This is a genomic window from Chloracidobacterium sp. (assembly GCA_016715795.1).
GTDB lineage: Bacteria > Acidobacteriota > Blastocatellia > Pyrinomonadales > Pyrinomonadaceae > OLB17.
Window position 1 is genome coordinate 816,244 of sequence record JADJXP010000002.1, and the last position, 22,976, is coordinate 839,219.

21 protein-coding genes and 1 tRNA gene are annotated in these 22,976 nt (G+C 54.5%); 14 read left to right on the top strand and 8 right to left on the bottom strand.

Translation table 11 applies throughout. The annotated features are described in order from the left end of the window. The 8 genes from IPM59_08645 (at position 1) to IPM59_08680 (ending at position 7,040) form a co-directional block, all read left to right on the top strand. Positions 1 to 483, top strand: a complete 483-nt coding sequence (locus tag IPM59_08645) for an SRPBCC family protein (GenBank protein MBK9215657.1) — start codon at positions 1 to 3, stop codon at positions 481 to 483. Positions 484 to 721: 238 nt separating this feature from the next. Further along, positions 722 to 1,822 carry an MFS transporter gene (locus IPM59_08650; GenBank protein ID MBK9215658.1) on the top strand — a complete coding sequence of 367 codons (1,101 nt, stop codon included), beginning with the start codon at positions 722 to 724 and terminating at the stop codon, positions 1,820 to 1,822. Between the two features lie 8 nt (positions 1,823 to 1,830). After that, positions 1,831 to 2,232: a hypothetical protein gene (locus IPM59_08655; GenBank protein ID MBK9215659.1), complete on the top strand. Its 402-nt coding sequence runs from the start codon at positions 1,831 to 1,833 to the stop codon at positions 2,230 to 2,232. A 4-nt stretch (positions 2,233 to 2,236) separates the two neighbouring features. Next, positions 2,237 to 4,468, top strand: a complete 2,232-nt coding sequence (locus tag IPM59_08660) for a nitrate reductase (GenBank protein MBK9215660.1) — start codon at positions 2,237 to 2,239, stop codon at positions 4,466 to 4,468. After that, positions 4,465 to 5,112, top strand: coding sequence for a 4Fe-4S dicluster domain-containing protein (locus tag IPM59_08665; protein MBK9215661.1), 648 nt, complete (start codon positions 4,465 to 4,467; stop codon positions 5,110 to 5,112). Before IPM59_08660 ends, IPM59_08665 begins: the two co-directional genes overlap by 4 nt. 15 nt (positions 5,113 to 5,127) lie before the next feature. Continuing rightward, positions 5,128 to 5,691: a ubiquinol-cytochrome c reductase iron-sulfur subunit gene (locus IPM59_08670; protein ID MBK9215662.1), complete on the top strand. Its 564-nt coding sequence runs from the start codon at positions 5,128 to 5,130 to the stop codon at positions 5,689 to 5,691. Further along, positions 5,681 to 5,932: a hypothetical protein gene (locus tag IPM59_08675; GenBank protein ID MBK9215663.1), complete on the top strand. Its 252-nt coding sequence runs from the start codon at positions 5,681 to 5,683 to the stop codon at positions 5,930 to 5,932. Before IPM59_08670 ends, IPM59_08675 begins: the two co-directional genes overlap by 11 nt. A gap of 49 nt (positions 5,933 to 5,981) precedes the next feature. Then, on the top strand, positions 5,982 to 7,040 hold the full coding sequence (locus IPM59_08680) for a tellurite resistance/C4-dicarboxylate transporter family protein (GenBank protein ID MBK9215664.1): 1,059 nt from the start codon (positions 5,982 to 5,984) through the stop codon (positions 7,038 to 7,040). 4 nt (positions 7,041 to 7,044) lie between these two features. On the opposite strand, the gene IPM59_08685 is transcribed toward IPM59_08680, so the two are convergent. The 3 genes from IPM59_08685 to IPM59_08695 all read right to left on the bottom strand — a co-directional run bounded on the left by IPM59_08685 (position 7,045) and on the right by IPM59_08695 (position 10,267). After that, positions 7,045 to 7,794 (bottom strand): SDR family oxidoreductase, encoded by a 750-nt coding sequence (locus IPM59_08685; GenBank protein ID MBK9215665.1) that lies wholly within the window; start codon positions 7,792 to 7,794, stop codon positions 7,045 to 7,047. 117 nt (positions 7,795 to 7,911) lie between these two features. After that, positions 7,912 to 9,093: a glycosyltransferase gene (locus IPM59_08690; protein ID MBK9215666.1), complete on the bottom strand. Its 1,182-nt coding sequence runs from the start codon at positions 9,091 to 9,093 to the stop codon at positions 7,912 to 7,914. Positions 9,094 to 9,106: 13 nt separating this feature from the next. Next, complete coding sequence (locus IPM59_08695) at positions 9,107 to 10,267, bottom strand: radical SAM protein (protein MBK9215667.1); 1,161 nt, start codon at positions 10,265 to 10,267, stop codon at positions 9,107 to 9,109. A 207-nt stretch (positions 10,268 to 10,474) separates the two neighbouring features. Between IPM59_08695 and IPM59_08700 the strand changes: the two genes are divergently transcribed. Further along, on the top strand, positions 10,475 to 11,647 hold the full coding sequence (locus IPM59_08700; GenBank protein MBK9215668.1) for a cysteine desulfurase: 1,173 nt from the start codon (positions 10,475 to 10,477) through the stop codon (positions 11,645 to 11,647). A 67-nt stretch (positions 11,648 to 11,714) separates the two neighbouring features. Here the strand turns inward: IPM59_08700 and IPM59_08705 are convergent, their stop codons facing one another. Continuing rightward, positions 11,715 to 11,987: a hypothetical protein gene (locus tag IPM59_08705; GenBank protein ID MBK9215669.1), complete on the bottom strand. Its 273-nt coding sequence runs from the start codon at positions 11,985 to 11,987 to the stop codon at positions 11,715 to 11,717. 411 nt (positions 11,988 to 12,398) lie between these two features. On the opposite strand from IPM59_08705, the gene IPM59_08710 reads away from it, so the two are divergent. The 3 genes from IPM59_08710 to IPM59_08720 all read left to right on the top strand — a co-directional run bounded on the left by IPM59_08710 (position 12,399) and on the right by IPM59_08720 (position 18,927). Beyond that, the gene (locus IPM59_08710) at positions 12,399 to 14,660 is read left to right on the top strand and encodes an EAL domain-containing protein (protein MBK9215670.1); all 2,262 of its coding nucleotides are present in this window, start codon (positions 12,399 to 12,401) and stop codon (positions 14,658 to 14,660) included. A gap of 228 nt (positions 14,661 to 14,888) precedes the next feature. After that, positions 14,889 to 15,296 (top strand): hypothetical protein, encoded by a 408-nt coding sequence (locus IPM59_08715; protein MBK9215671.1) that lies wholly within the window; start codon positions 14,889 to 14,891, stop codon positions 15,294 to 15,296. 55 nt (positions 15,297 to 15,351) lie between these two features. Continuing rightward, complete coding sequence (locus tag IPM59_08720; GenBank protein MBK9215672.1) at positions 15,352 to 18,927, top strand: N-6 DNA methylase; 3,576 nt, start codon at positions 15,352 to 15,354, stop codon at positions 18,925 to 18,927. 340 nt (positions 18,928 to 19,267) lie between these two features. Here the strand turns inward: IPM59_08720 and IPM59_08725 are convergent, their stop codons facing one another. Then, positions 19,268 to 19,714: an ImmA/IrrE family metallo-endopeptidase gene (locus IPM59_08725; GenBank protein MBK9215673.1), complete on the bottom strand. Its 447-nt coding sequence runs from the start codon at positions 19,712 to 19,714 to the stop codon at positions 19,268 to 19,270. Beyond that, positions 19,711 to 20,241, bottom strand: coding sequence for a helix-turn-helix domain-containing protein (locus tag IPM59_08730; protein MBK9215674.1), 531 nt, complete (start codon positions 20,239 to 20,241; stop codon positions 19,711 to 19,713). Before IPM59_08730 ends, IPM59_08725 begins: the two co-directional genes overlap by 4 nt. A gap of 114 nt (positions 20,242 to 20,355) precedes the next feature. On the opposite strand from IPM59_08730, the gene IPM59_08735 reads away from it, so the two are divergent. After that, a tRNA-Thr gene (locus IPM59_08735) sits at positions 20,356 to 20,431 on the top strand. A gap of 132 nt (positions 20,432 to 20,563) precedes the next feature. Then, positions 20,564 to 20,968 (top strand): hypothetical protein, encoded by a 405-nt coding sequence (locus IPM59_08740; protein MBK9215675.1) that lies wholly within the window; start codon positions 20,564 to 20,566, stop codon positions 20,966 to 20,968. Positions 20,969 to 20,989: 21 nt separating this feature from the next. Here the strand turns inward: IPM59_08740 and IPM59_08745 are convergent, their stop codons facing one another. Together IPM59_08745 and IPM59_08750 are read right to left on the bottom strand one after the other, a co-directional pair. After that, on the bottom strand, positions 20,990 to 21,226 hold the full coding sequence (locus IPM59_08745) for a hypothetical protein (GenBank protein ID MBK9215676.1): 237 nt from the start codon (positions 21,224 to 21,226) through the stop codon (positions 20,990 to 20,992). A 129-nt stretch (positions 21,227 to 21,355) separates the two neighbouring features. After that, on the bottom strand, positions 21,356 to 22,303 hold the full coding sequence (locus tag IPM59_08750; protein ID MBK9215677.1) for an AAA family ATPase: 948 nt from the start codon (positions 22,301 to 22,303) through the stop codon (positions 21,356 to 21,358). Between the last annotated feature and the right edge of the window lie 673 nt (positions 22,304 to 22,976).

Consider the following 22,976-nt stretch of genomic DNA (forward strand, 5'->3'; position numbering starts at 1 on the left):
ATGTTTACTGTTCGCGCCGCGTTTAGCGACGATATTGAGATAAGGGCCGCGACGGAGAAAGTTCGGGAATTCTTTCTCGATGTTTCAAATTTCGCCGAGATGATGCCGGGCGTTGAGCGGGCCCATCTCGATAGCAACAACATTGCCCAGTGGCGCGTTGGGGCGGAAGTGCCGATGGTCGGGCAGATCATACAGGATTTTTCGCTCGAACTGACTGAAAACACGCCGGAACGCGTCGAATGGTCGCCGCTTGCGGGCGAAACGGACAACTTCCTCCGCTACTCGGCCGATTTTCTTGGAAACGGCGGCGTTACCCAGGTCCACTTTGCCCAGCAGGTCGAGCTTCGCCGCAAAAAGGCATCGGAACTCCATGCTCTGGCGTGGCTTGCGGGCGAATCGCTAATATCAAAAGAAATGACCGCAAGCATCACTGAGATGATCCGGAAGTTCATCGAGAAGGCGAAGCAGAGGCTGGAAGAGTAGCTTCGGCACTTGGAAAATGCCATCTGCTCATAGTGTCTTAATTCGTGCATTCGTGGCTAAGTACGCGTTCAAAAGAGTTGGCCACGAATGCACGAATATATCCAAATTAAGACACTACCAACATATCTTATTTATCACCGGTTATTACTGAGTCGTTGAGAGCGAGGTTTTTGATTGCGGTTAGTATTGATGTAAACTGACAACATCGGGCGTTTTGGTCTGTGTCTGGATAGTTAGAATGGGGAACGAACTGTCCGCTTCAGCTCCTGCTAAGGTCAATTTCCGTCATCCGACATTGCTCGGGCTGGCGGCGTCTCTCTTGCTGACGGTCCTCGTCATAGTCGGCTCCCGAAACCTGGAAAACTTTGATTCCGCGCTGTTCGGATACACGATCGCGAGCATCGCTGCGTTCGGGGCGATAGTTTTTCGTTATTCGGTTTGGCTGCAGCGTCCGGCGACGAGAGTGTATTTCAAACGGGGCCTGCAGCTATTCTTTCAGAAGAGAAAGTTTGCAAAACAGGCGACGACGGCGGCGAAAACGATCGCGTCCAGCCTTATCGAGCAGCGATTCATATTCAAACGGGGCGCGGGACGCTGGCTGATGCACGGCCTGATAATGTGGGGCTGCATACTGGCGGCGTTGATCACGTTTCCGCTCGTATTTGGCTGGGTGCATTTCAAGCTGGTCGGCGATATGGGCTATCAGCCATACCTCTTCGGGTTTCCAACCGGGCCGGCCCTTCAAGGCCGAAGCATATCGGCGTGGATCATGTTCCATGGGCTCGATATCTCGGCGGTGTTGGTCATAGCGGGCTGCGCGATCGCGATCCGCAGGAGATTGAGAGACCGTGGTGCTATCGCCGTGCAGCAGTTTTTGCTCGATTTCGTCCCGCATATGCTGCTGTTGGCGATCTCGGTCTCGGGGCTGATGCTGACGGCGTCCAGCCTTTGGTTCGAGGGCTATATGTACTCGTTCATATCGCTCTCGCATCAGGCGTTGGTGATAATGACACTTTTTTTCCTGCCCTTTGGCAAACTGTTTCACATTGTCCAGCGGCCGGCGTCGATCGGTGTCGAGCTTTACCAAAAACACTCGCAAGAGATGTCGCAGGCCGTTTGCCCGCGATGTCATTCGGTATTTGCAGGTCAGATGTGGATAGACGACCTGAAGATCGTCGTCGAGCGGCTCGGTTACGACTATCGCATGCCAAACGGCGAGACGCTGCAGGACTATTGCCCGCGATGTAAACGGGTAATGCGCGGGCTTGCCTATGCGGGGATCGCGAATGAGCAAGATGTGGTCTTCAAGGGAACGCGAGCCGGCGGATCGGAAGCATAAGATCGGCTATGGCGGTGGGACGGGCGTTCGCAATATGGCTGTTGATCATCATTGCCGAGAGTTTCAACGGGGCGTTGCGCGGCCTCATATTAGAGCCGCGGCTGGGCGACATGCGAGCACGACAGGCAGGCGTATTTATCGGGATGGCCCTGATATTTGCCGTGACATTCCTAATGATCCGCTGGCTCGGTATGCGGTCGAGTGCTGCACTAGTGATGGTCGGGTTGTTTTGGGTCATGCTCACAGCGGGCTTCGAGGTCGGACTCGGACGCGCTCTTGGGATGACGTGGAGCCGCATCGCCGAAGATTACCATCCGGGACGCGGCGGCCTAATGCTGTTCGGGTTGGCGTTCATGCTGGTTGCTCCGCTGCTTACTGCCCGCTTACGGGGAATTAGGCCGGAGCTTTGAATCTATGTCAAAGGTAGAGTATCTCGACAACATCATCGATCGATTCGGGCCGCACCTGCACGACGAGCCCGACGGCGGCTGGCTGTCAGACCGCGTGATCGACAAGGTCGTGGATACGCATTGCCCCTATTGCGGAATGCAGTGCGGGCTAAAGCTGCTCGTTGAGCAAGACAAGGTCGTCGGCCTTGAGCCGCGATATGATTTTCCCGTTAACGAAGGACGGCTATGCCCGAAAGGTGTGACGGCGTATCTGCAGACGCATCATCCGGATCGCCTTGAATATCCGTTGATCAAGCGAAAGGGTGTTTTCGAGCGGGCGAGTTGGGACGAGGCACTCGATCTGGTCGTCTCGAAGCTCCGGGGTTTGCAGGAGGAATACGGCAAGGACGCTGTTGCAGTCTATTCCGGCTCGTCCCTGACTACTGAGAAAACATACTTGGTCGGTAAATTTGCCCGCGTGGCTCTCGGGACTCGATACATCGATTACAATGGCCGCCTGTGTATGGCCTCGGCAGCAGCTGGGAACAACAAAGCGTTTGGCATCGACCGTGCGGCTAATCCATGGAGTGATATTCCGTTCGCCGAGGTGCTGATAATCGCAGGGGCCAACTGTGCCGAGACATTCCCGATAATCAACGGGTTCCTGTGGAAGCAGCGTGACAATGGCGGCGTCTGGATCGTCATTGATCCGCGCGAAACGCCGACAGCCCGGCAAGGTGATATTCACCTGCAGTTGAGGCCCGGAACCGATGCGGCGGTAACGAACGGAATACTGAACGTGCTGATAAACGAGAAGCTGATCGACCAGGCGTTCATTGACAGCCGGACGAACGATTGGGAGGCAACAAGAGAGGTTGCGCTCAAATATACGCCTGATGTTGCATCGCAGATCTCCGGCGTTCCGGCCGAGAAGATCGTGCAGGCCGGAATGGTTTACGGCCGGGCAAAGACGGGAATGATAATGCACGCCCGCGGCATAGAGCACCATTCCAACGGCACCGAAAACGTACTTAGCTATATCAACATCGTGCTTGCGACCGGCAAGATAGGTGCGAAAGGTCGCGGGTACGGGACGATTACGGGCCAGGGGAACGGGCAGGGCGGACGTGAGCACGGGCAGAAGGCCGATCAATTGCCGGGCTATAGATCGATGTTGAACCCCGAGCACCGCAAGTATGTCGCAGGCGTTTGGGGGATCGACGAGTCCGAACTCCCCGAGGCGGGAGTTTCGGCGGTCGAGATGTTTAGCAAGATGCGCGACGGCGAGATACGCGGCCTGCTCTCGATCTGCAGCAACATGATGGTCTCGCTGCCGGACACAAACAAGGTGCGCGAGTCGCTTGAGGCGCTCGATTTCAACGTCTGCATAGACTTTTTTATGTCCGAGGCCGCCCGCTATGCCGACGTCGTTCTGCCAGGGACGACTTGGGCCGAGGACGAGGGCACCACGACCAGTGGCGAGGGCCGCGTCATCAAGATAAACAAGGCTATCAAGCCGCCCGGTGAAGCCCGCCGCGACTGGGACATGCTGCAGGACATCGCCCACCGGCTCGGGCGTGGAAAGTACTTTACTTTCAGTAGTCCCGAAGATATCTTCGACGAGTTGCGGCTTGCGTCAAAGGGCGGCAAGGCCGATTACTATGGGATCTCATACGAGAAGATCGAGCGGCAGAACGGCGTCTTTTGGCCTTGCCCCTCCGAGGAGAGCGAGGGCACGCCGCGCCTTTTTGAGGAGAAATTCGCGCATGACGACGGCAAGGCGAGATTTCACGCAATCGAATACAAGGGGGCTGCCGAGCAGCCTGATGACAAGTATCCGCTTGTTTTTACAAGCGGCCGCATAGTGCACCAATACCTTTCGGGAAATCAGACACGGCGGATAGGTTTTCTCGTGCAACAGTGTCCGGAGCCCTTCGTCGAGATACATCCTGAGACGGCGATGAAGTACCAGATAAACGACGGCGAACGCATCAAGGTGATCTCACGCCGCGGTGAGGGAGTGTTTCCCGCTCTTGTCGTTAATACCATCCGGCGGGATACGATCTTTATTCCTTATCACTGGGGTGAACAACTCGCCGCAAATCAGATAACGAATGCGGCACTCGACCCGACGTCGAAGATACCTGAATTCAAAGCCTGCGCGGCGAGGATCGAAAAGATACATTCGCGTGAGCTTCCGATCCTGGGCAAGGGCCGTAAGGGGCGGAGCGCGAGCGAGGTGCAGCGAGGAAAATGATGCAGGAGACCATGTTCATCGATCCGCAAAGGTGCATCGGCTGCCGGTCCTGCGTGGCGGCCTGCCGCGAGTGCGGGACACACAAGGGCTATTCGATGATCTTTGTCGATTATCTCGACCGGGCCGAAACGACGGCGACGATGCCGACGATCTGCATGCACTGCAACGAGCCCACCTGTGCGCAGGTCTGCCCGGCCGATGCAATCAAACAGACCGAGGACGGTGTGGTGCTTTCGGCACTCAAGCCGCGCTGCCTCGATTGCCGGAACTGCGTGAATGCGTGCCCATTCGGCGTGCCGAAATACAACTCGGCAATGCACCTGCAAATGAAGTGCGACATGTGCTATGACCGCACGAGCGAAGGGCTAAAACCGATGTGCGCGAGCGTTTGCCCGACCGGAGCACTGACATTCGGTAAGTATCAAGACGTTGTGCCGCTGCGGCGGACGAAACCCGTGAACGTGCACGTTTTTGGCAATCAGAAGGTGGAGACAAAGGTCTTTCTGATGCTGCCAACGGATGAGGAAGCCGTCGATGTGGATGGATGCGGCGTTTTTGAAGGACGACTTGGCGTCGATCCGTCGATCCATGAGTCATGGATCGACACGCAAGTGGAAGAAACGGACAAGGGCAATGAATTCTAGCTTCGGACCTAAGATATGAGTTCAAATCTGTCAGAGACTATCGACCGAGTTCTTGCTGACGAAACCGACGTTCGGCGGGCGACGGATTCGCACCAGGCCGAGTTTCCGTATAGCCGCGATCAGGAGGCCGAGGTGACGAGACGGGAGTTTTGCAACTTTCTCGTCCTGACATCGACCACGATGTTTGCGGGTGCGGCCGGTTTTTCGGCAAAGGCTATGTACGACGCGGGAGTCGAGAAGCGATTCGCGCCGACCCCAATAGAGGATTCTGAGACCCTCACGCCGGGGAGCGCGATGAACTTTACATATCCGGGCGAGGAGGACACGGCGATCCTTATCAGGTCGCGCGATGGCAGCTATCATGCTTTCGGACAGAAATGCACCCACCTCTCGTGTCCCGTCTATTATTCGAAAGAACACCAGCGGATCGAATGCCCATGTCACGAGGGCGGATTCAGCGAGAGGACGGGCGAGGTGCTCTACGGCCCGCCTCCGCGGCCGCTCGATAAGATCGAGATCGAGGTGCACAACGGCCGCGTCTTTGCGACCGGCAGAGAGGTGAGGGGCAATGAAACCTAGCATTGGCTACAGCCGTGTCAATAGCCCGCAAAATCGCGGCCGCAAAGCCGTATCGCAGGCGCGGCTCGCCTTGCTCGTGATGATCAATATTGCCCAGATGTGGATCCTGTCGGCCGTGGTCGAGGCGGCACTTGCACACGAATTTGACCACTTGATGCCACTCGTCATCGCGTCGGGCGTCTGCTGGATAATAGCGATCACCATCCTACTGTGGTGGAAACCGGTCAAGATCAGGCGTTAGATCTCTGACCTCGGTTGCGGCACGATCACGAAATCAGCACAATTGAAGAATGGAGCCGGAATCGAACCATAAGGCCGAGGGCCGTTTGATGCGTGCCGTCGCCGATCTTTTCCCGGGCTATTTTGCCCTCGTGATGGCTACGGGAATTACGTCGATAGCCATGCATTCCCTCGGAATGCCGGGCATTGCGGCAGCATTCGTCTATGTCAATGTGGCGGCGTTCGTCATCCTGTGGGCAATGCTGCTCTTGAGGCTTGTATGGTTCTTCCCGCGCGTATTGACGGACCTCGGCGACCACGTTCGCGGGCCCGGCTTCTTTACGGTGGTTGCCGCGTCGTGCGTGCTGGGCAGCCAGTTCGTGATCGTTAAGGAAGAGTATGAGGCCGCGGCCGCCTTGTGGTTCCTCGGCATCGCATGCTGGCTGGTGATAATGTATGGCTTCTTTACGGCGGTCACAGTAAAAGAGGACAAGCCCGTACTCCAAAAGGGCATAAACGGAGCCTGGCTGGTAGCAGCGGTTGCGACGCATTCGATATCAGTTCTCGGCACGCTGCTGGCCGGCCACTTCAGCCCCTATACTGAGCCGATACTCTTTTTTACGCTCTGCATGTTCCTCGTTGGCTGCATGCTGTATCTGATGCTGATCACGCTGATCTTTTACCGGTTCACGTTCCTCGATATTACCCGCGAGACCCTTACGCCGCCCTACTGGATCAACATGGGGGCCGTCGCCATTACGACACTTGCGGGAGCAAGGCTGATACTCGCAGTGGGCGAATGGCAGTTCCTGAGCGAGATCCGTCCGTTTCTGGTCGGGTTCACCCTATTCTTCTGGGCGTCGGGAACATGGTGGATACCGCTGCTGCTGATCCTCGGAGCCTGGCGGCATTTCTACAAGAGGCAGCCGCTAAGCTATGATCCGCAGTACTGGAGCATGGTCTTCCCGTTGGGAATGTACACGGCGTGCACATTCCAGCTTGCCAAGGCAATACCCTTCCAGCCGCTGCTCGTGATACCAAAGATCTTTGTATTCTTGGCGCTTGCCGCTTGGACGGCCACATTTCTCGGCATGATCTACAGCTTTATTCCGCGGCGAGATCGACTTTAATTGCCTAGGTTACGGCGCCGCCGTCGACGATGACGACCTCGCCGTTCATAAAGGTGTTGCGGTCACTGACGAGGAACGCGGCATATTCGGCGAGCTCGGACGGGATGCCGGAGCGGCCTTTTGACACCCAAAATTCGTGTATCTGGAGCAGGCGGTCGGGCAGCGTGTTTCCGAGATCGGTGTCAAATATGCCGGCGGCGATGGCGTTGACCGAAATGCCAAAGTTCGCCGCTTCGCGCGAGAGGCATTTTGTAAATCCGATCATCGCGGCCTTTGACGTAGCGTAGTGGACAGACGTTGGCAGACTGCGGATCGCTCCGACCGAGGTGATGTTAAGAATATGGCCGCGGCGTTCGCGGATCATCTGTTTGTAGAAGGGCTTTGTGACGGCAAACAGGCTGCCGACGTTGGTATCTACGACCCAATCCCAGGATCTGTCCGTCGTGGTCGCGAAATTGTCGGGCTTATTTACCGCCGCGTTGTTTACCAGAATATCGATCGGGCCCCATGCATCCTTGATCTCGCGGGCGACGTGTTTCATGCCGTAGCGATCGGTGACCGAGACCTTGAAGGACAGGGCTCGACGGCCGTGAGACTCGATGGTGCGTTTTGTCGCCTCAGCACGCTCGTCGCTCGAGTGATAATTGAACGCCACGTCAGCGCCTTCGCGGGCAAAAACATCGCACATCGCGGCGCCGAGTCCGCGCGTGCCGCCGGACACGAATGCAAGCTTACCTTCCAGAAGCAGGCTCATAAATGGGGTAGTCGGAATTCAGAAGTCGGAATTCAGAAGCAAGAATTCAGAACCTAACCTGAAAACGAAAGTCTATTCTCCACTTTCCACTTTCCACTATCAACTTTCCGTTGTGGTTTAGGCGGCGGCGTGCACGGGTCCGGCTTGGATATTGGGCCAGAGGGCGTTGATCTCGCGGACGATCTGCTCGGTCGAATTGGGCATGGTCAGCCCCGCCGTAGCGGCCTTCATTTGAAGATAACGAGTATTGTCGCTTACGAGATCCTGGATCGTAGGGACTATATCGGCACTCTTCTTGAGCAGAACACCGGCACCTCTTGTCTCAAGAAGGCGGACGGTCCCGGCCTCCTGGGGCATCGGCGGAGTCGTTGCGTCGGCGATTATCGGCAGGCGGCAGGCAAGGGCCTCGAAAGTAGTAAGGCCGCCGAGTTTTGAAACCATGACGTTCGCCGATTGCATCAGTTTCTCGATCTCGTCGGAATAACCGATGACCTTGACAGGGAATTTGGCAGACTTTGCGATCCGCTCAGCTTCAGCTCGCAGTTCGTCATTTTTTCCGGCGAGAAAGATGGCCTGAACATCTAGTTCACCCCGAACGAGTTCCCGGAAGATCTGTGGGACATTGCCGCCACCGATCCATCCCGCGTTCACAAATACGGTGAACTTGTCGGGATCGAGGCCGTAGGCACGACGGGCGTTTTGGGCGTCTGCCTCGTCGAGTTCGTGGAATTTGGGGTGCACGGGCATGCCCGATACCTTTATCTTTTCCTCAGCGATACCGTAGTCGATCAACTGCTGGCGGGCTTCGTCGTTAGCGACGAGATAGAGAGAAACATCATCACAGGCCCAGCCCCTCCAGAATCCATAACATGGATCGGTTACAACAGTTACGAGCGGAACCTGATGTGACAGATTAAGTTCATGTAAAACCTTCGCCACAAAATGCTGCGTCAGTGGATGGACGCTGACAACGATATGCGGGCACCATTTCTCGAACACGTCGCGTGCGTAACCAAAGCATCGCTTGTGAAAGAACTCGCGTGTCTCAGGACGGAGCTTATTCACCGCCCAATAGAGGTATTTCATCCAGCCCTGCTTGTGCCGCAGGAGCCAGTTGTAAACATTTACGAGCTTTTCGGTGATGTGATGCGAGTCCTCGACGGCACGTATAGTGCGAACAGCCGCCGACTCGCCCTTCCAGAACCGTTTGAGGCCCTCGGTGATAGCAACCGCAGCCGAACGGTGCCCACCGCCCGTGTCGGAGGAGATTATTAGAATTTTGGGGTTGTTGGGCTGCATTTGAAGCGAAAATCTACGCCTTCAGAGCAACTTCGCGTCCGGTGATAAATCCTGCGTCCTTTGCCGCTTTTTTCATCTCGCTCTCGAGTTTCTTGATCTTGACGAGATGTTTGACGTTAAAAGGCAGCGACGGGTAGAAGCAGTTCGACTCGTGCGTGCAGTGACAGCCCGCACCGGCCTCTTTGCGGCGCTGTTTCATCAGGTCCGTGTTCCAAGCGGCCTGGAAATTCCAGTCGTAGTCACGCAGGTTCAGGACATCGGCCTTGTTCTCGCACGACGAAAGGGCACCGTTGTCATAGATCACGGCACCGGCAGAACCGGCGTAACATTTGAGCTGAGCCTTGTCCTCTTCCTTGGTCTTTGCGATCACGCCGTGCATGTAGATGTCGACTGCGGCCTTGAAGAAACCGCCCTTGCCGCCGTAATTGTTTTTTAACGCGGCACTCTTGGTGTCCTCTAGGATCATGTCCGACAGGCGAGCATACATCTGGTGGTCAAAGTCGAGTTCGCTCGGATCGGCCGATGGCGGGCGGATGTAATTGATGTTGACCTTGTCCGGTTTGAGGTCGTACTTGAGGAAATCGTACCAGTCGAATATCGTGTCCTGGTTCGAGTTCATCACACAGGTGCACGTCTGAATGTCGAGTTGCGGATACTGCTCTCGCTTCATCTGCTGAAGCGTGCGTGCCGTGTGGATGGCCTTGTCCCAACTGCCTTCCTTGCGGCGGATCTTCTCGTGAGCTTCCTTCATTCCGTCGATGCCGAGAGCGACGCTTACGTTCAGCTTCGGGCATTCGTCCATGATGCGGGCCACATCGGGGAAGATGCGCGGGTGGATCTGGCCGTTTGACATCAGATAAACGCTGTCGAGCTTATTATTCTCGTAGAAAGCGCGGACGATCTCGGGCAGGTCCTTGCGTGTGAACGGTTCGCCTCCGGCGAGTACGAGGACGCCGAGATTGCCCCCAAGTGTTTCGGATATGCGGGCGATCTCATCGGCCTTCATCTGCAGCTTTTTTCGCGGACGGTCATCAAGCTCATCCGTGAAGAAACAGTGTGTGCAGCGCATGTCGCAAACACTTGTCACAAGGATATTTAGGAAAACGGGTGATATCGTCCGGCCCGTTACCAGGCTGGCGTATCGCTTAAAGATCTCTTTTGTCGCAAAATCCATTACTATTGCCTCGCACAGTGGCGAACTGGCTTAGATGCAGATGCACTAAGCCGAGTTTAACTCTATCGCACTCGCACCATTTTCGCCAGTATTTGGACAGTAGGTCGCGTCTTATTCGTGCATTCGTGGCTATCGGTGGAAAAAGAACTAGCCACGAATGCACGAATAGGACCAGACTAGGACGCTATCATAAAGTAAACTATCTTCATGTTCCGCCGCGTTTACCTCGATAATGCTGCCACGACGCCGCTCGATCCTGCGGTCGTTGAGGCAATGATGCCGTATCTCACCGAGCATTTTGGAAACCCTTCGAGCATTCACTATTTTGGCCAGCAGGCACGAGCGGCTGTGGACAAGGCCCGGCATCAGGTCGCGGACCTGATCGGCGCGCGTCCGAATGAGATCATCTTTACATCGGGCGGCACAGAGGCCGATAACCTCGCTATCCGCGGCTTCGCCGAATCAAATGCGAGCTACGGCCGCCACATTATTGCCTCCGCGATCGAGCATCCGGCGGTCCGCGGTGCTTGCGAGGAACTGGGAAAGCGCGGATTTGAGATTACTTATCTGCCCGTCTATGAAAACGGGATCGTCAAAGTCGACGATCTCAAGAACGCTATCCGTCCCGACACGCTGATGGTGAGCGTGATGACGGCGAACAACGAGATCGGCACGCTCCAGGCTGTTGTCGAGATCGGGCGTGTTGTGCGTGAACGCCGCGATGCCGGACAGAAGATATGGTTTCACACTGACGCAGTTCAGGCGGCCGGTAAGACGGCCTTGAATGTCGGTGAGATCGGCTGCGACCTGCTGACGATCTCGGCACACAAGATCCACGGGCCCAAGGGAAGCGGCGCTCTCTATCTGCGGCGCGGCGTCCGGATAACCCCACAGAATCTCGGCGGGCATCAGGAGCGCGAGCGTCGCGGCGGGACTGAGTCGGTGGCCCTGATCGCGGGATTTGGCGAGGCCTGCGAGATTGCCGGCGCTGTTTTGGACGACTCAGCGAGATCATTAGCGGCGCTGCGGGACGAGTTGGAACGGCGAATCGCGAACTCGATCCCGAATACAATCTTTAACGGCGACCGCTCCGCCCGACTGCCGAATATCACGAATATTTCCTTTCGAGGAATAGAGGGCGAGGCTCTGCTCATCAATCTGGACATGCACGGTATCGCGGTGTCGACCGGCTCGGCCTGTTCATCCGGAACCCTTGAGCCGTCGCCCGTGATAAGGGCATTGGGCCGCGAGGATGGCGAGGCTCGGAGCGCCGTGAGATTCAGCCTGGGTCGGTTCAACACGATTGAGGACATTGACCGCTTGATGGAGGTGCTGCCGTCGGCGGTTGAGAATCTTCGCGGGTTGGCCGTTCAGCGATAACAAAAGGAAACAGCCGGCCGGTTTCCCGACGCGGCTGTTTAGTTTCCTCCCGGTTGGAAGTCAAGAACTAGTCGCCAACGATGATGCCGTCACGCTCGGTCGAGGTGCAGCCCGAGCCGGTCGTGTTTATCGAGACACCCGTCAGTCCGGCAACGATGATACCGATAATATCCTTGCCTGCTACGATGATGCCATCACGGCCCGCTACGATGATGCCGTCCCGCGATGTGGGGCAACCTGTCGAAGTCGTGCCCTTGTCGCCCACGATGATGCCGCCATTTGCAAATGTGCTGCCGGCCAAAACCACTGCCAATCCGATCGTCGAAAGTACCTTTTTCATTTCTTTATCTCCTAAAAAGTATTTTTTAGTCCGGAGCTCATCAGCTTCGTTCTGCCCTCCTTATTACAACCCGCGTGCCAAAGCGGCGACCGCGCGACTAGATTTCTTTAAGCCATTGTAGATCAATATGTTACACGTACCCGAGAGGAGAGTTTCGGTTACGGGCCGAAGAGAGGGATTGTGTATACTGATGTAACAACAAACCACCATCGTCGACGTAAACCTATGTATTCCAGATACTTGTAGAGTTGCATACGATATATACACTTTCTGGGTGTATAACTTGTATACATTTCGCGTTTCGGCCCACTTTTTTTCTTTGTTCTTATGCACAAAAATGTTAAACTTTCTGATGGGAATTTGTCCCTCATCGTGCGCCTTCCATTGACCATCCACGCCTCTTTCCTTCCGATGACGCGAGACAAGATCGCACAATTCGCCAAACTACTGGCCATCCTCCTTGGCATGGCTAGTGTGATATGGGCTGTCTCTGGCTTTAACACGGCAAGTCTCGGGTTGGAATTCCTGTTGGTATTGCTGTTCTCGACGCTGGTTGCTCCGCGGATGAGCCTCGCCCTGCAAGGGTCGCGGTTCGCACTCAGTTTTTCTGACGCGGCCATCTTTCTGTCATTTATGCTCTTCGGCGGCCCGGCGGCGATCATTATTGCCGGGGCTGAAACCCTCGCGAACTGTCTGTATCTGAGGCGAAAGGGCTTTCCATTCGGCCGATTGATGATCCCGACCAATGTTTCGATCAACGCGGTATCGACCGCGATAACTTACCTGGTTTATGTCAACGTGCCGCGTGCATCATTCGTCACGGCCGCTCCGGGCAGCATGCAGTTGATGATCGCGACCTTGGGCAGCTTAGCGGTTGTCCAGTTTACTGTTTCATCGATCTTGGTCGCGGTGTTCCAGGCTTTGCGAGAGGGCGCAAGCCTCTGGACGGTCTGGCTCAGGGACTGTTTCAGCAGTTCCGTGACGCAGATGGTTGGCGCGGCCTTGGCCGGACTTATTTTCAAGCTGATCAACTATGGCGACATCGTCAGCGGACTTATCGCGTTTACTGCGTTGGGTATCGCATATCTGAGCTACCGCAAATCGATCAGCGAAGCCAATCGGGCAATAAGGAACATGGAGGCGGCAGAGCGATCGAAGGCCGAGGCTGAACGCGAACGCCGCATCGAAGCCGAGGCTAACGCGGCCCAGCTTGAGCAAGCTCTCGAAAAGGAAGAGCGGGCCAACGACGCTCTGCGGCGGAGCGAGCAGGACCTGCAATTCGCGGCGCTGCATGATTCGCTGACAGGTTTGCCTAACCGAAAACGCTTCAACGACATTCTCCGACGGCTTATCGAGGCTTACAGGAATGATCCGTCAGAGACGTTTCACGTTCTGTTTTTGGATCTTTCTCGATTCAAGAACATAAACGACAGCCTCGGCCACGCTTTGGGTGATAAGGTGCTGATGATCGCGGGCAAGCGTTTCGTCAGGCTGCTCAAAGACGACGACATGGTCGCCCGCATCGGCGGTGACGAGTTCGCCGTGATCCTCAAAAACCTCGCGACGGCGAGCAAGGCACAAAAGGTGGCGCGGCGGATATTTGACAGCATCGCAGAGCCGTTCAACCTGAGTGGCAATCGCATTTCGATATCGGTCAACATTGGCGTTGCTCCGTGTGATGCCGAATACTCGACGCCCGAAGAGGTGCTTCGCGATGCCGACATCGCGATGCACTACGCCAAGGAAAGAGGGACCGGCGTGGAGCTATTCACAATGGACCTGCGGACTCGATTCATGGAACGAGTTCGTTATGAGAATGACCTCCGGCTCGCGCTCGACCGGGAAGAGCTTGGTGTAAGCTATCAGCCGCTGGTCGATCTGCACACGGGCTCTCTGCTCGGTTTTGAGGCCCTCATGCGTTGGCATCACGGCGAATTTGGCCAGATACCGCCAAATAAGTTCATACCGATCGCCGAGGATTCCGGCCAGATCGTGCCGATGACACGATGGATGCTTAACACCGCCTGCCGCCAGATCGCGGCTTGGCAGCAGATCGGCCCCGAATACGCTGAGCTGGTCGTGAGCGTCAACATCTCGGGCAAACACCTGTCGAATGACGACCTGCTCGACGACGTGCAAGCGGCCATCGAAACGGCAAAAATACGGCCCGAGACTCTCAAGCTCGAGATAACCGAGAGTGCCGCGATGGAGAATGCCGAACACACGATCGGCATGCTGCATCGCCTGAATTCGCTCGGCGTGCAGCTATCGATAGACGATTTTGGCACGGGCTATTCGAGCCTCAGCTATCTGCACAGGCTGCCTTTTGACACGCTAAAGATCGACCGCTCGTTCGTCTATAGCGTCGGCGAGAGCGGCGAAAATTCCGAGATCCTGCAGACGATCATCTCGCTCGCCAAGAGCCTGAAAAAGAAGGTCATCGCCGAGGGCATCGAGACCAGATCGCAGCTTAAACTGCTGCAAAATCTCGGCTGCGACTACGGCCAGGGCTATCTGCTCTCAAAGCCGCAGACCCGCGAAAAGATGGAGCGAGCCCTCTACGAACACCGCCGCTGGCTGCCGTCGAAACCCGGCGATGTCCCGCCCGCGCCTCGTGGCCGAAACGGCAGATCGCCCGCTATCATCAAATCCGAACCCGGCTTTTTGCACTAAAGGCCCATTCTGTATCGACAAAAACTCGGATCGTATCGACAAAAACCCCAAATTTGAGGATGTTGTAACGCGCCCGGAGCGGCCATTGCGCGGCGCCTGCACACCACTGCTCATCCGGCGGTGCTCGCTGTTCTGGAGCAGGCAGTCGGCAGTAGGGAGAAAGCAGGCCTGGAACCCAAAACACGTTGCATGCTTGACACGCACGAAAACATATGCCACATTCGGCGTATGGACAGACAATGGCGTGTTTATGGGACCGGGCCGCGAACGGCAAAGCGTGACAGCATTTACGTATCACTGAACCAACACGGAATCGTGTTGTTAAATCGAAAGGCGTTCCTCGACCTTGGCAGTCCCGTCGCAGTCGAACTGCTCGTGGACGAACGCAACAGCTCGATAGGCATGAGGCCGGCCGACCCTGAACTGCCTCATGCCTACACGATCCGCAGCCTGCACAAAGGCCACACCTACGGGTTCACCTGCCGGACGTTCTGTCGCGATCAGGGCATAAAGATCGACGGCACGGCATCATTCCCCACCGCCCGCATCGAACACGGCGTGCTCATCCTCGAACTGAAATATCGCGTCCCGGCCCGCCGCCACCCCAACACCCCAAACCCCGCCGCCCCAAAGTAACGAGGCTTTGGTGTATAATGCCCGCGTCGCATTAGCGAAACCTCAACTCCAACCTATGAATGCCTTAAGGGAATATCTCTCACATTTGAGCCGAATCCGCCGTGCGGGAGGTGTGCCCGAGACTTCAGGTTACGGGGCTATAGAGAATCTTTTCAACGAGGCTGGCAAATCGCTGAAACCCAAGGTCAAGTGCGTCATCAATCCGTCCAACAAAGGTGCAGGTATTCCCGACGGCGGTCTTTTCACACCGAACCAGTTTCAGCGTAGTTCTAATGACCTGATCGAGGGCCAACTGCCTGAGCGTGGAGCGGTCGAAGTAAAGAGTACGTCGGAAGAGGTCGATTTCACGGCAGATAGCATTCAAGTTGGGAAATACCTCGCCAAGTATAGGCAGGTGCTTGTTACCAACTATCGTGACTTTCTATTGATAAGCCTCGATGAAAGCCGTCAGCCGCAGAAGCTCGAACGCTTTAGTCTTGCGGAGGATGAAACGGCGTTCTGGGAAAAGGCTGACGGCCATCGGGCGATCACGGATACTGAAAACGAGCGGTTTGTTGATTTCCTCAAGAGAGTGATGCTCTATCGGGCAGCGTTGGCAAAGCCCGAGGACGTTGCGTGGTTCCTCGCTTCGTATGCGCGAGACGCACGCGGCCGGGTTGAGCAGGCTGATCTTCATGCTCTCGACACGATCCGTAAGGCGTTGGAAGAATCGCTCGGAATTAAGTTTGACGGGGAGAAAGGCGAGCATTTCTTTCGCTCGACGCTCGTCCAGACGCTTTTTTACGGCATATTTTCGGCGTGGGTGCTATGGCACAAACGAAATCGCGACCGCCGGCAGAAATTCAATTGGAAAGAGGCCGTTTGGGAGCTAAAGGTTCCGATGATCTCGGTGCTTTTTGAACAGATCGCGACTCCGTCAAATCTTAAGCAGCTTGATATCGTCGAGGTGCTTGATTGGACCGAAAACGTGCTCAATCGCGTTTCTCGCGAAGAGTTTTTTGCAAAGTTTGCAGAGGAACACGCTGTTCAATATTTCTACGAGCCGTTCCTGCAAGCCTTTGATCCAGTCTTGCGCAAGAAATACGGTGTCTGGTACACGCCCGAGGAGATCGTTCGCTATATGGTCGAGCGTGTCGACCGCGTTCTTCGCACTGAGTTAAACCTGCCCGACGGCCTGGCTGATGAGAGCGTCTATGTCCTCGATCCTGCGTGCGGCACCGGAGCGTATCTTGTCGAAGTGCTTCGACGAATCAATCAAACTTTGGAAGAAAAAGGTGAGGATTCGATACGGGGGCAGAAGCTGAAAAAGGCCGTGATGTCGCGCGTTTTTGGCTTTGAGATATTGCCCGCTCCGTTCGTTGTTTCTCATCTGCAGATAGGTCTGCTGCTTGAACAGCTCGGCGTCGGTTTTAGCGACGACAGAAAAGAACGAGCCGGCGTTTATCTAACAAACTCGCTCACCGGCTGGGACGAACATCCCAAAAAACACCTTCCTTATCCGGAATTTGAGCAGGAACGTGACTTTGCCGATCAGATAAAGCGCGAATCGCGCATTCTCGTGATCCTTGGTAATCCGCCGTATGACGGGTTTGCGGGCGTGAGTCCCGAAGAGGAAATGGGCCTTGTGGAACCATATAAGAAAGGGTTGATCAAGGAATGGGGAATCAAGAAATTTAACCTTGACGACCTTTACATACGTTTTTTCCGGCTCGCGGAACGAAAGATCGCGGAACAGACAGGTCAGGGAATTGTCTGTTATATCTCTAATTTCTCTTATTTGAGCGATCCGTCATTTGTCGTAATGCGCAAAAAATTCCTATCGGAATTTGACCGCGTGTGGATCGACAATCTCAACGGCGATAGTCGGGAGACGGGAAAAACAACGCCGCTCGGCAAACCAGACCCGAGCATTTTTTCGACAGAGCAGACAAAGACCGGAATCCGTGTCGGAACCTCGATCGGCCTTTTTGTCCGTCGGCCGGACCATGTTGACGGAGGCATGGCCGAGGTCGGTTATCGCGAGTTTTGGGGGACGAGGAAAAGAGAAGAATTGCTCGAAAGTCTTTCTTCGGCTCCGCCGCCCGATGTGCGGAAAAGCTCTGCTTTTCCGGATGCTGTATCTGATCTTGCGGCTACGCCGCCGGGGCAGGAGCGGAGGCACAGCCTCGAAGAAATTGGGGATGGTGCCGGCGAAGCGGAGCTTCGCCGCACATCGGGCGGCGGAGCCGTGAAGAGTGAAAGCAAACTCGCCGACGAAACCGCTTCGCCGGGGGCGGTCAACCGCTTTTCGATGCGTCCCGGCGATGTTTCTGATGACTATCAGTCATGGCCGCTGATAAACGAACTTTGTGAGGTCAATTCAAACGGCCTGATGGAAAAGCGGGGCGGTGCATTGATCGATATCGACAGGGATGAACTCGAAAGGCGAATGAGGATGTATTTCGACAAAAGCGTTTCGTGGGACGAACTACAGCGATTAGAAAGCGGACTGACTACTGATATGGCCGGTTATGATGCAAGAAAAACGCGAAAGAAACTGATCTCGAAAGCCAGTTTTCAACCTGACAGAGTTCTCCGTTATTCGATCCGCCCTTTTGAGACTCGTTGGTGTTATTTTTCCGAGATCAATCCACTTTGGAATCGACCCCGCCCGACATTGTGGCAGCATTTTGGAAAGGGCAACTTGTTTCTGGTAACTCGGCCGGGCGGTGTCGCTAACCCCGAAGGAAAGCCGTTCTATTTTACGGGTCTGCTGGGCGACAACGACTCGCTTCGCGGACACGCATATTACGTCCCGTTCCGATTAAGATCAGGCGATGCACCTGCAAGAGACGAGAATCAGGGTAGTTTCTTCGGCACAGGCGAAGCCGTAACGCGGGCGAATCTGTCGGAGACGGCTCGGGGTTATTTGGTCAAATTGGGATTTGAGAGGATCGACGACGATGAGCAGACATCTGCGCTTATTTGGTATCACGCTCTAGCAATTGGCTACTCCCCTGGATACCTAACCGAGAACGCAGACGGCATTCGACAGGATTTCCCACGTGTTCCATTGCCGGCAAACCGCGACAGCTTGATTGCATCGGCCGAACTCGGGCGGCGCGTAGCGGCTTTACTTGATACGGAAATGGAGGTCGAGGGCGTGACTGCCGGCAAGATAAGGCCGGAACTTAGAACCATCGGTGTGGCGTCGCGGCTTGGAGGTGGTCAATTGCAGGACGACGATCTTCGCGTTACCGCAGGCTGGGGGCACACGGGCAAAGACGGTGTAACGATGCCCGGTAAGGGCCAGGTATGGCTGAACTCGTACACCGAAGACGAAATGCTCTCACTCGGCTCAGACGGAATGGAGGCCCTTGGCGATATGACACTCCATATCTATCTCAACGACGTCGCGCACTTTCGCAACGTGCCCGATAGGGTCTGGAACTACTACATTGGCGGCTATCAGGTCATGAAGAAATGGCTCAGCTATCGCGAATTCGACCTGCTAGGCCGTCCGCTGTCCATCGATGAGGTGACCGAGGTAACAAACATGGCCCGCCGCATCGCCGCACTGGTACTGATGGAATCTGAGTTGAACGAGAATTACAACCGCATAAAGGCCGATACGTTTGACCTTTCGAACTAGGATCTGAGCCGGGCGAGGGGCGGCGGCGTGGTTTCTTCCTCCAACCTCTTCGGCGTCCTGAGCACGACCAGTCGGCTCAGGACGCCGAAGAGGTTGGAGGGGGTTGCGATTCGCGCGACGGCGAGGAAAATTGAGGATCGAGAATTGAGAATGGCGTGGTGTCGGCACGCGGGCACCATGCCCGCGCGTATTTAACGCACGTGAACGCAAATAAGGCGGATCAGGCGGAAAAAGCCGGATGTGAAGTTCTATATTCTTATCCGCATTCATCCGCTCGATCCGCGTTCAAGATAACGAACGTCACGCGCGGGCAAGGTGCCCGCCTCTCCGACCCGGTGAGTCATATTCCGTAGCGATCGAATATCGCTATGCGGTCGGCGACGAGGTCGGCGGGGAAGCCGTCGTCGATGAGTTCGGCGGGTGTGCGCGATTCGAAAAGCGAGAGCGGGATTATCGCGCAGAGTGCAAAGGCGTCGGCTTCGAGCTCTTTGCGGGTGCGTGTGCCGACGCGGTGAAAGTTTGCGCTGGTGCCGCTTTCGGGCGTATGCAGCAGAAAATGGCCGAGTTCGTGGAATTGCACGGCGAGTTTTCTCACGCCCGTCAGCCGGCTGTCGATCGCTATGAAATCACGGCCCCGCAGTCGATAGTAAAATCCGCCGGGCCTGAGCGGCATTTCGTCGACGCGGATGCGAAAACGCCGGCACAAGCGATGGAAATCGGACTCGGCGAGGACACGTTCGTTCCATCCGATGCGTAAGGTGCAGAGTTTTTCGATGATGAATTTCATCTCTTAGGATAAGAGCGGTCGAGGACGCGTTTGGCGTCGCGGACGGCCTCTGCTTTCTGCCGCGAGTTGAACGATTCCCAGCCGCGGAAGAACGCGATGCCGTAATCCTCGGGGTATTCGCGGCCCTCGTGACGGAACCATTCCTGCATCACCGCCTGCGGATCATTGAGTCTTTGGACGGCGGCTTCGACGTCAAATTCATCGATCGTGCCGAGGTCGCGAATGGCCTCGCGGCCCGTGCCCGCAAGCTTTTCGTCGATCAGCTCGGTGATCTTGTTCTCGATAAACCGACCGATATCCACGCCCCGCGTGTCGCCGATATACATCTCACCTTTGCCGAGCAGCAGCCAGTCGATCGACACTCCGCTCTCGCGGGCGATCTTGATCAGCACGTCAGATGCCGGCAGCCGTCCGTTATAATAATTCCTCACCGTCGCATGCGGAATGCGCAGCCGCCGTGCCACATCCGCCATCGACTGATGCTCGAACGCCTTATCAAGACGGCGGACGAAATCTTCGTTTTCCATGCAACAAATGTTAACGTATTACGAATGCAACGTCAATCTCATAAGTGCATCAAACTGAGGCGCTTGACACGCCGTCGCGAGCCACGTATATTCAAAAATTCGGCCCTCCTGTAAGCCACCCTAGCTCAGTTGGTAGAGCATTCGATTCGTAATCGAAAGGTCGTCGGTTCAAATCCGACGGGTGGCTCCATTAAAATCAATAACTTACGGGGATTGTGCTTTTGAAAAGAAGCCTGTCTCACCTAGAATCTCACCTAAGAAGGTGAGCTGGACGTGTTTTTGATCGAAGATCGCGGTTGCGAAGTAGGGCTAGAATAGGGCTATGTCACTGACTTTATCGACACAGCAAAAGGCCGCGTTCCTGCAAAAGCTAAAGACCTCTCACGGCAACGTCTCTAAGGCGATTCAGGCGGTCAAGATTAGCCGATCTTCTGCGTATCTTCACAAACAGAAGGATGCCGTCTTTTCAACGGCTTGGGACGACGTGCTAGCGTCTGTCTATGACGAAATGGAATCCGAGCTATACAGGCGAGCTGTAACGGGCATCGTTGACAAAGACGGCATCCGGCGAAAGAGTGATCGCTTGTTGGAATTTGCGTTAAAGGGCAACCGCGCCGAAAAGTTCCGTGAACGATTTGACGTTAATCAGCAAATTTCCGGCAAGCTGGACGTTGATCTTCAATCCGTGATTGATGATATTTACGCGATTGACGAAACGCCGGAATAATTGTCCGAGTCTGTTTATTCGTCAGATGTCCTTTACCAGTGGCAAGCGTTGCCGATCTCGCCAGACGTGAATAAGTTTTCGACAGTTCTTAGGTGTCTTGAGCATCTTGATAGCTTCGATCTCCACAGAGCACGGCAAGCGGTTTGATTTGACCTGGACTAACAGAACGTCCGAAGCCGATATACCTATCACGTCAAAGAGTCCGAAGCTGCCAGCCGCACGGAAACACTCATAGCCAAGCGATTCTAATAGCCGCATTGTCTTATATTCGTTTCGATTTCCTTTGGCTTTTCGGTTCATCTTTGATCGTGTTCACTTGTTCATTTTGTTCATTTGTTCATAATGTTCACGCAAATGAACAAATGAACACCGTGAACAAAATGAACATTACGGGGTTGCCGTCTTTACCAGAATTGTCTTTAGCATCTTATTTACTTTGCCTAACGAGACAGATAGCTCATTAGCTATTTCTCTTTGCGTCTTGCCTTGTGAGTGAAGATCGTGAGCCTTCTGAATCAAAGCATCTTTGTCCTTTTGAGAGACTTCGAGAAGGTGTTCCTTTTCCTTGCCAAAGTTCAAAAACTGAAATTGCAGAAAGTTTGACGGCTTTTCGATCTGACAGATACAAACATTGTCCGCGTGATAAATAGTCTCTGAACTTCGGGTCTTTATCTGTTTTAGGTATCGAATGATGTGATCTTTTTGGCTTTCGCCAATGGCAAAGATGCTGTCTGCGAAGTTACTTAGCATCTTCGAGCCGGAAAGGTCATTTACAGTTATCGGCCTCGAAAGATCGCGTTTCGGAGTATGAGCCAAAGCCAAAAGCGAAAGATCGTATTGAGTCTTTAGGCGTTTGAGTTCCTTCATTAGCGGCAAAGCGTCCTTTGCCCTTTCCGTGTCGGATCGAAGGTAAGTGATATTGTCGAGAATCAAAACCTTAGCTCCGGTTTCCTTCAAACGATCTTCGATTGACTGAATCAAGAAATCTTCAAACTTTATGCTTTGCGGCAAGTCCGCGTCTGGATTGATTTCCAGCCTGAAAAGGTTAGGTGAGAAAACAAAATGATTCGTATGATAGTCACCGTTTGCAGGCTTTTCAGAGTAACGCGATTCAAATTGCTTATCCGATAGCTCAAAGTCAAAATACAGCACCTTTTGAGTTAACGCGGTTTGCGTAAAGCCTTTGATCGCTTGTCCGCTTGCTATGCTTTCTCCGATCTGGACGGCTAAGATACTTTTGCCCTTTCCGGTATCAGCGAACAAAATACAAAGCTCATTTTCAAACCAAAATTCATCAAATAAAGTCTTTGGTATCGGTCTCGTTTTTGCGTCCATAATCCACTCGTTTGCAGGCCGTAAAGTGAAAAGGTTGTCAGACAAAGACGCGGCTTGTCCGGTCGTTTGGGTTGCCGTCCAAACTTCTGCGCCTTCTACGATCTGACACAGCCTTTCGGCTATGCCGTCTTTATCTTCACCATTGGCAAGGGCATCTTGAATATAGTCTGTAATGTCTTTGCCGTTTTTATTTAGCAAAGGTTCACCGTCAAAAAGGTCAATAACCTTCACGGATAAACATTCGCCGGAAAGAATGTTAGCGGCATCCGCTGCCTGCTTTTGTCCGGCTGTGTCGTGATCGCTGAATAGAACGACGTGAGCCGTTTTCACATACTGATTGAAGTCATTAGTCCAATTCTTAAAACTGGACGCTGTAAAGCCCAAAGATCGCACGGATTCAGCATCCTTCTCGCCTTCGCAAAGCCAGATTTCATTGATCCCGTTTTTGATCGCGTCGATCAGTTCCGGCAAACGGTAAGGAATACGATCTATACCTTGCAGATTGTAGATATAGCCGCCTTTTCCGTCCGGCCTGCGTTGTGTAAAAGTCTTGTTGCTGTATCGGACGTTTTCATAACCTAATACTCCGTTAGCGTCAAAGTATTCATAGATCGCGGCTATCGTTTTGGCTTTTGCAGGCGCAGAAACATAAAGTCCGTTCGTGTTCGCTTCA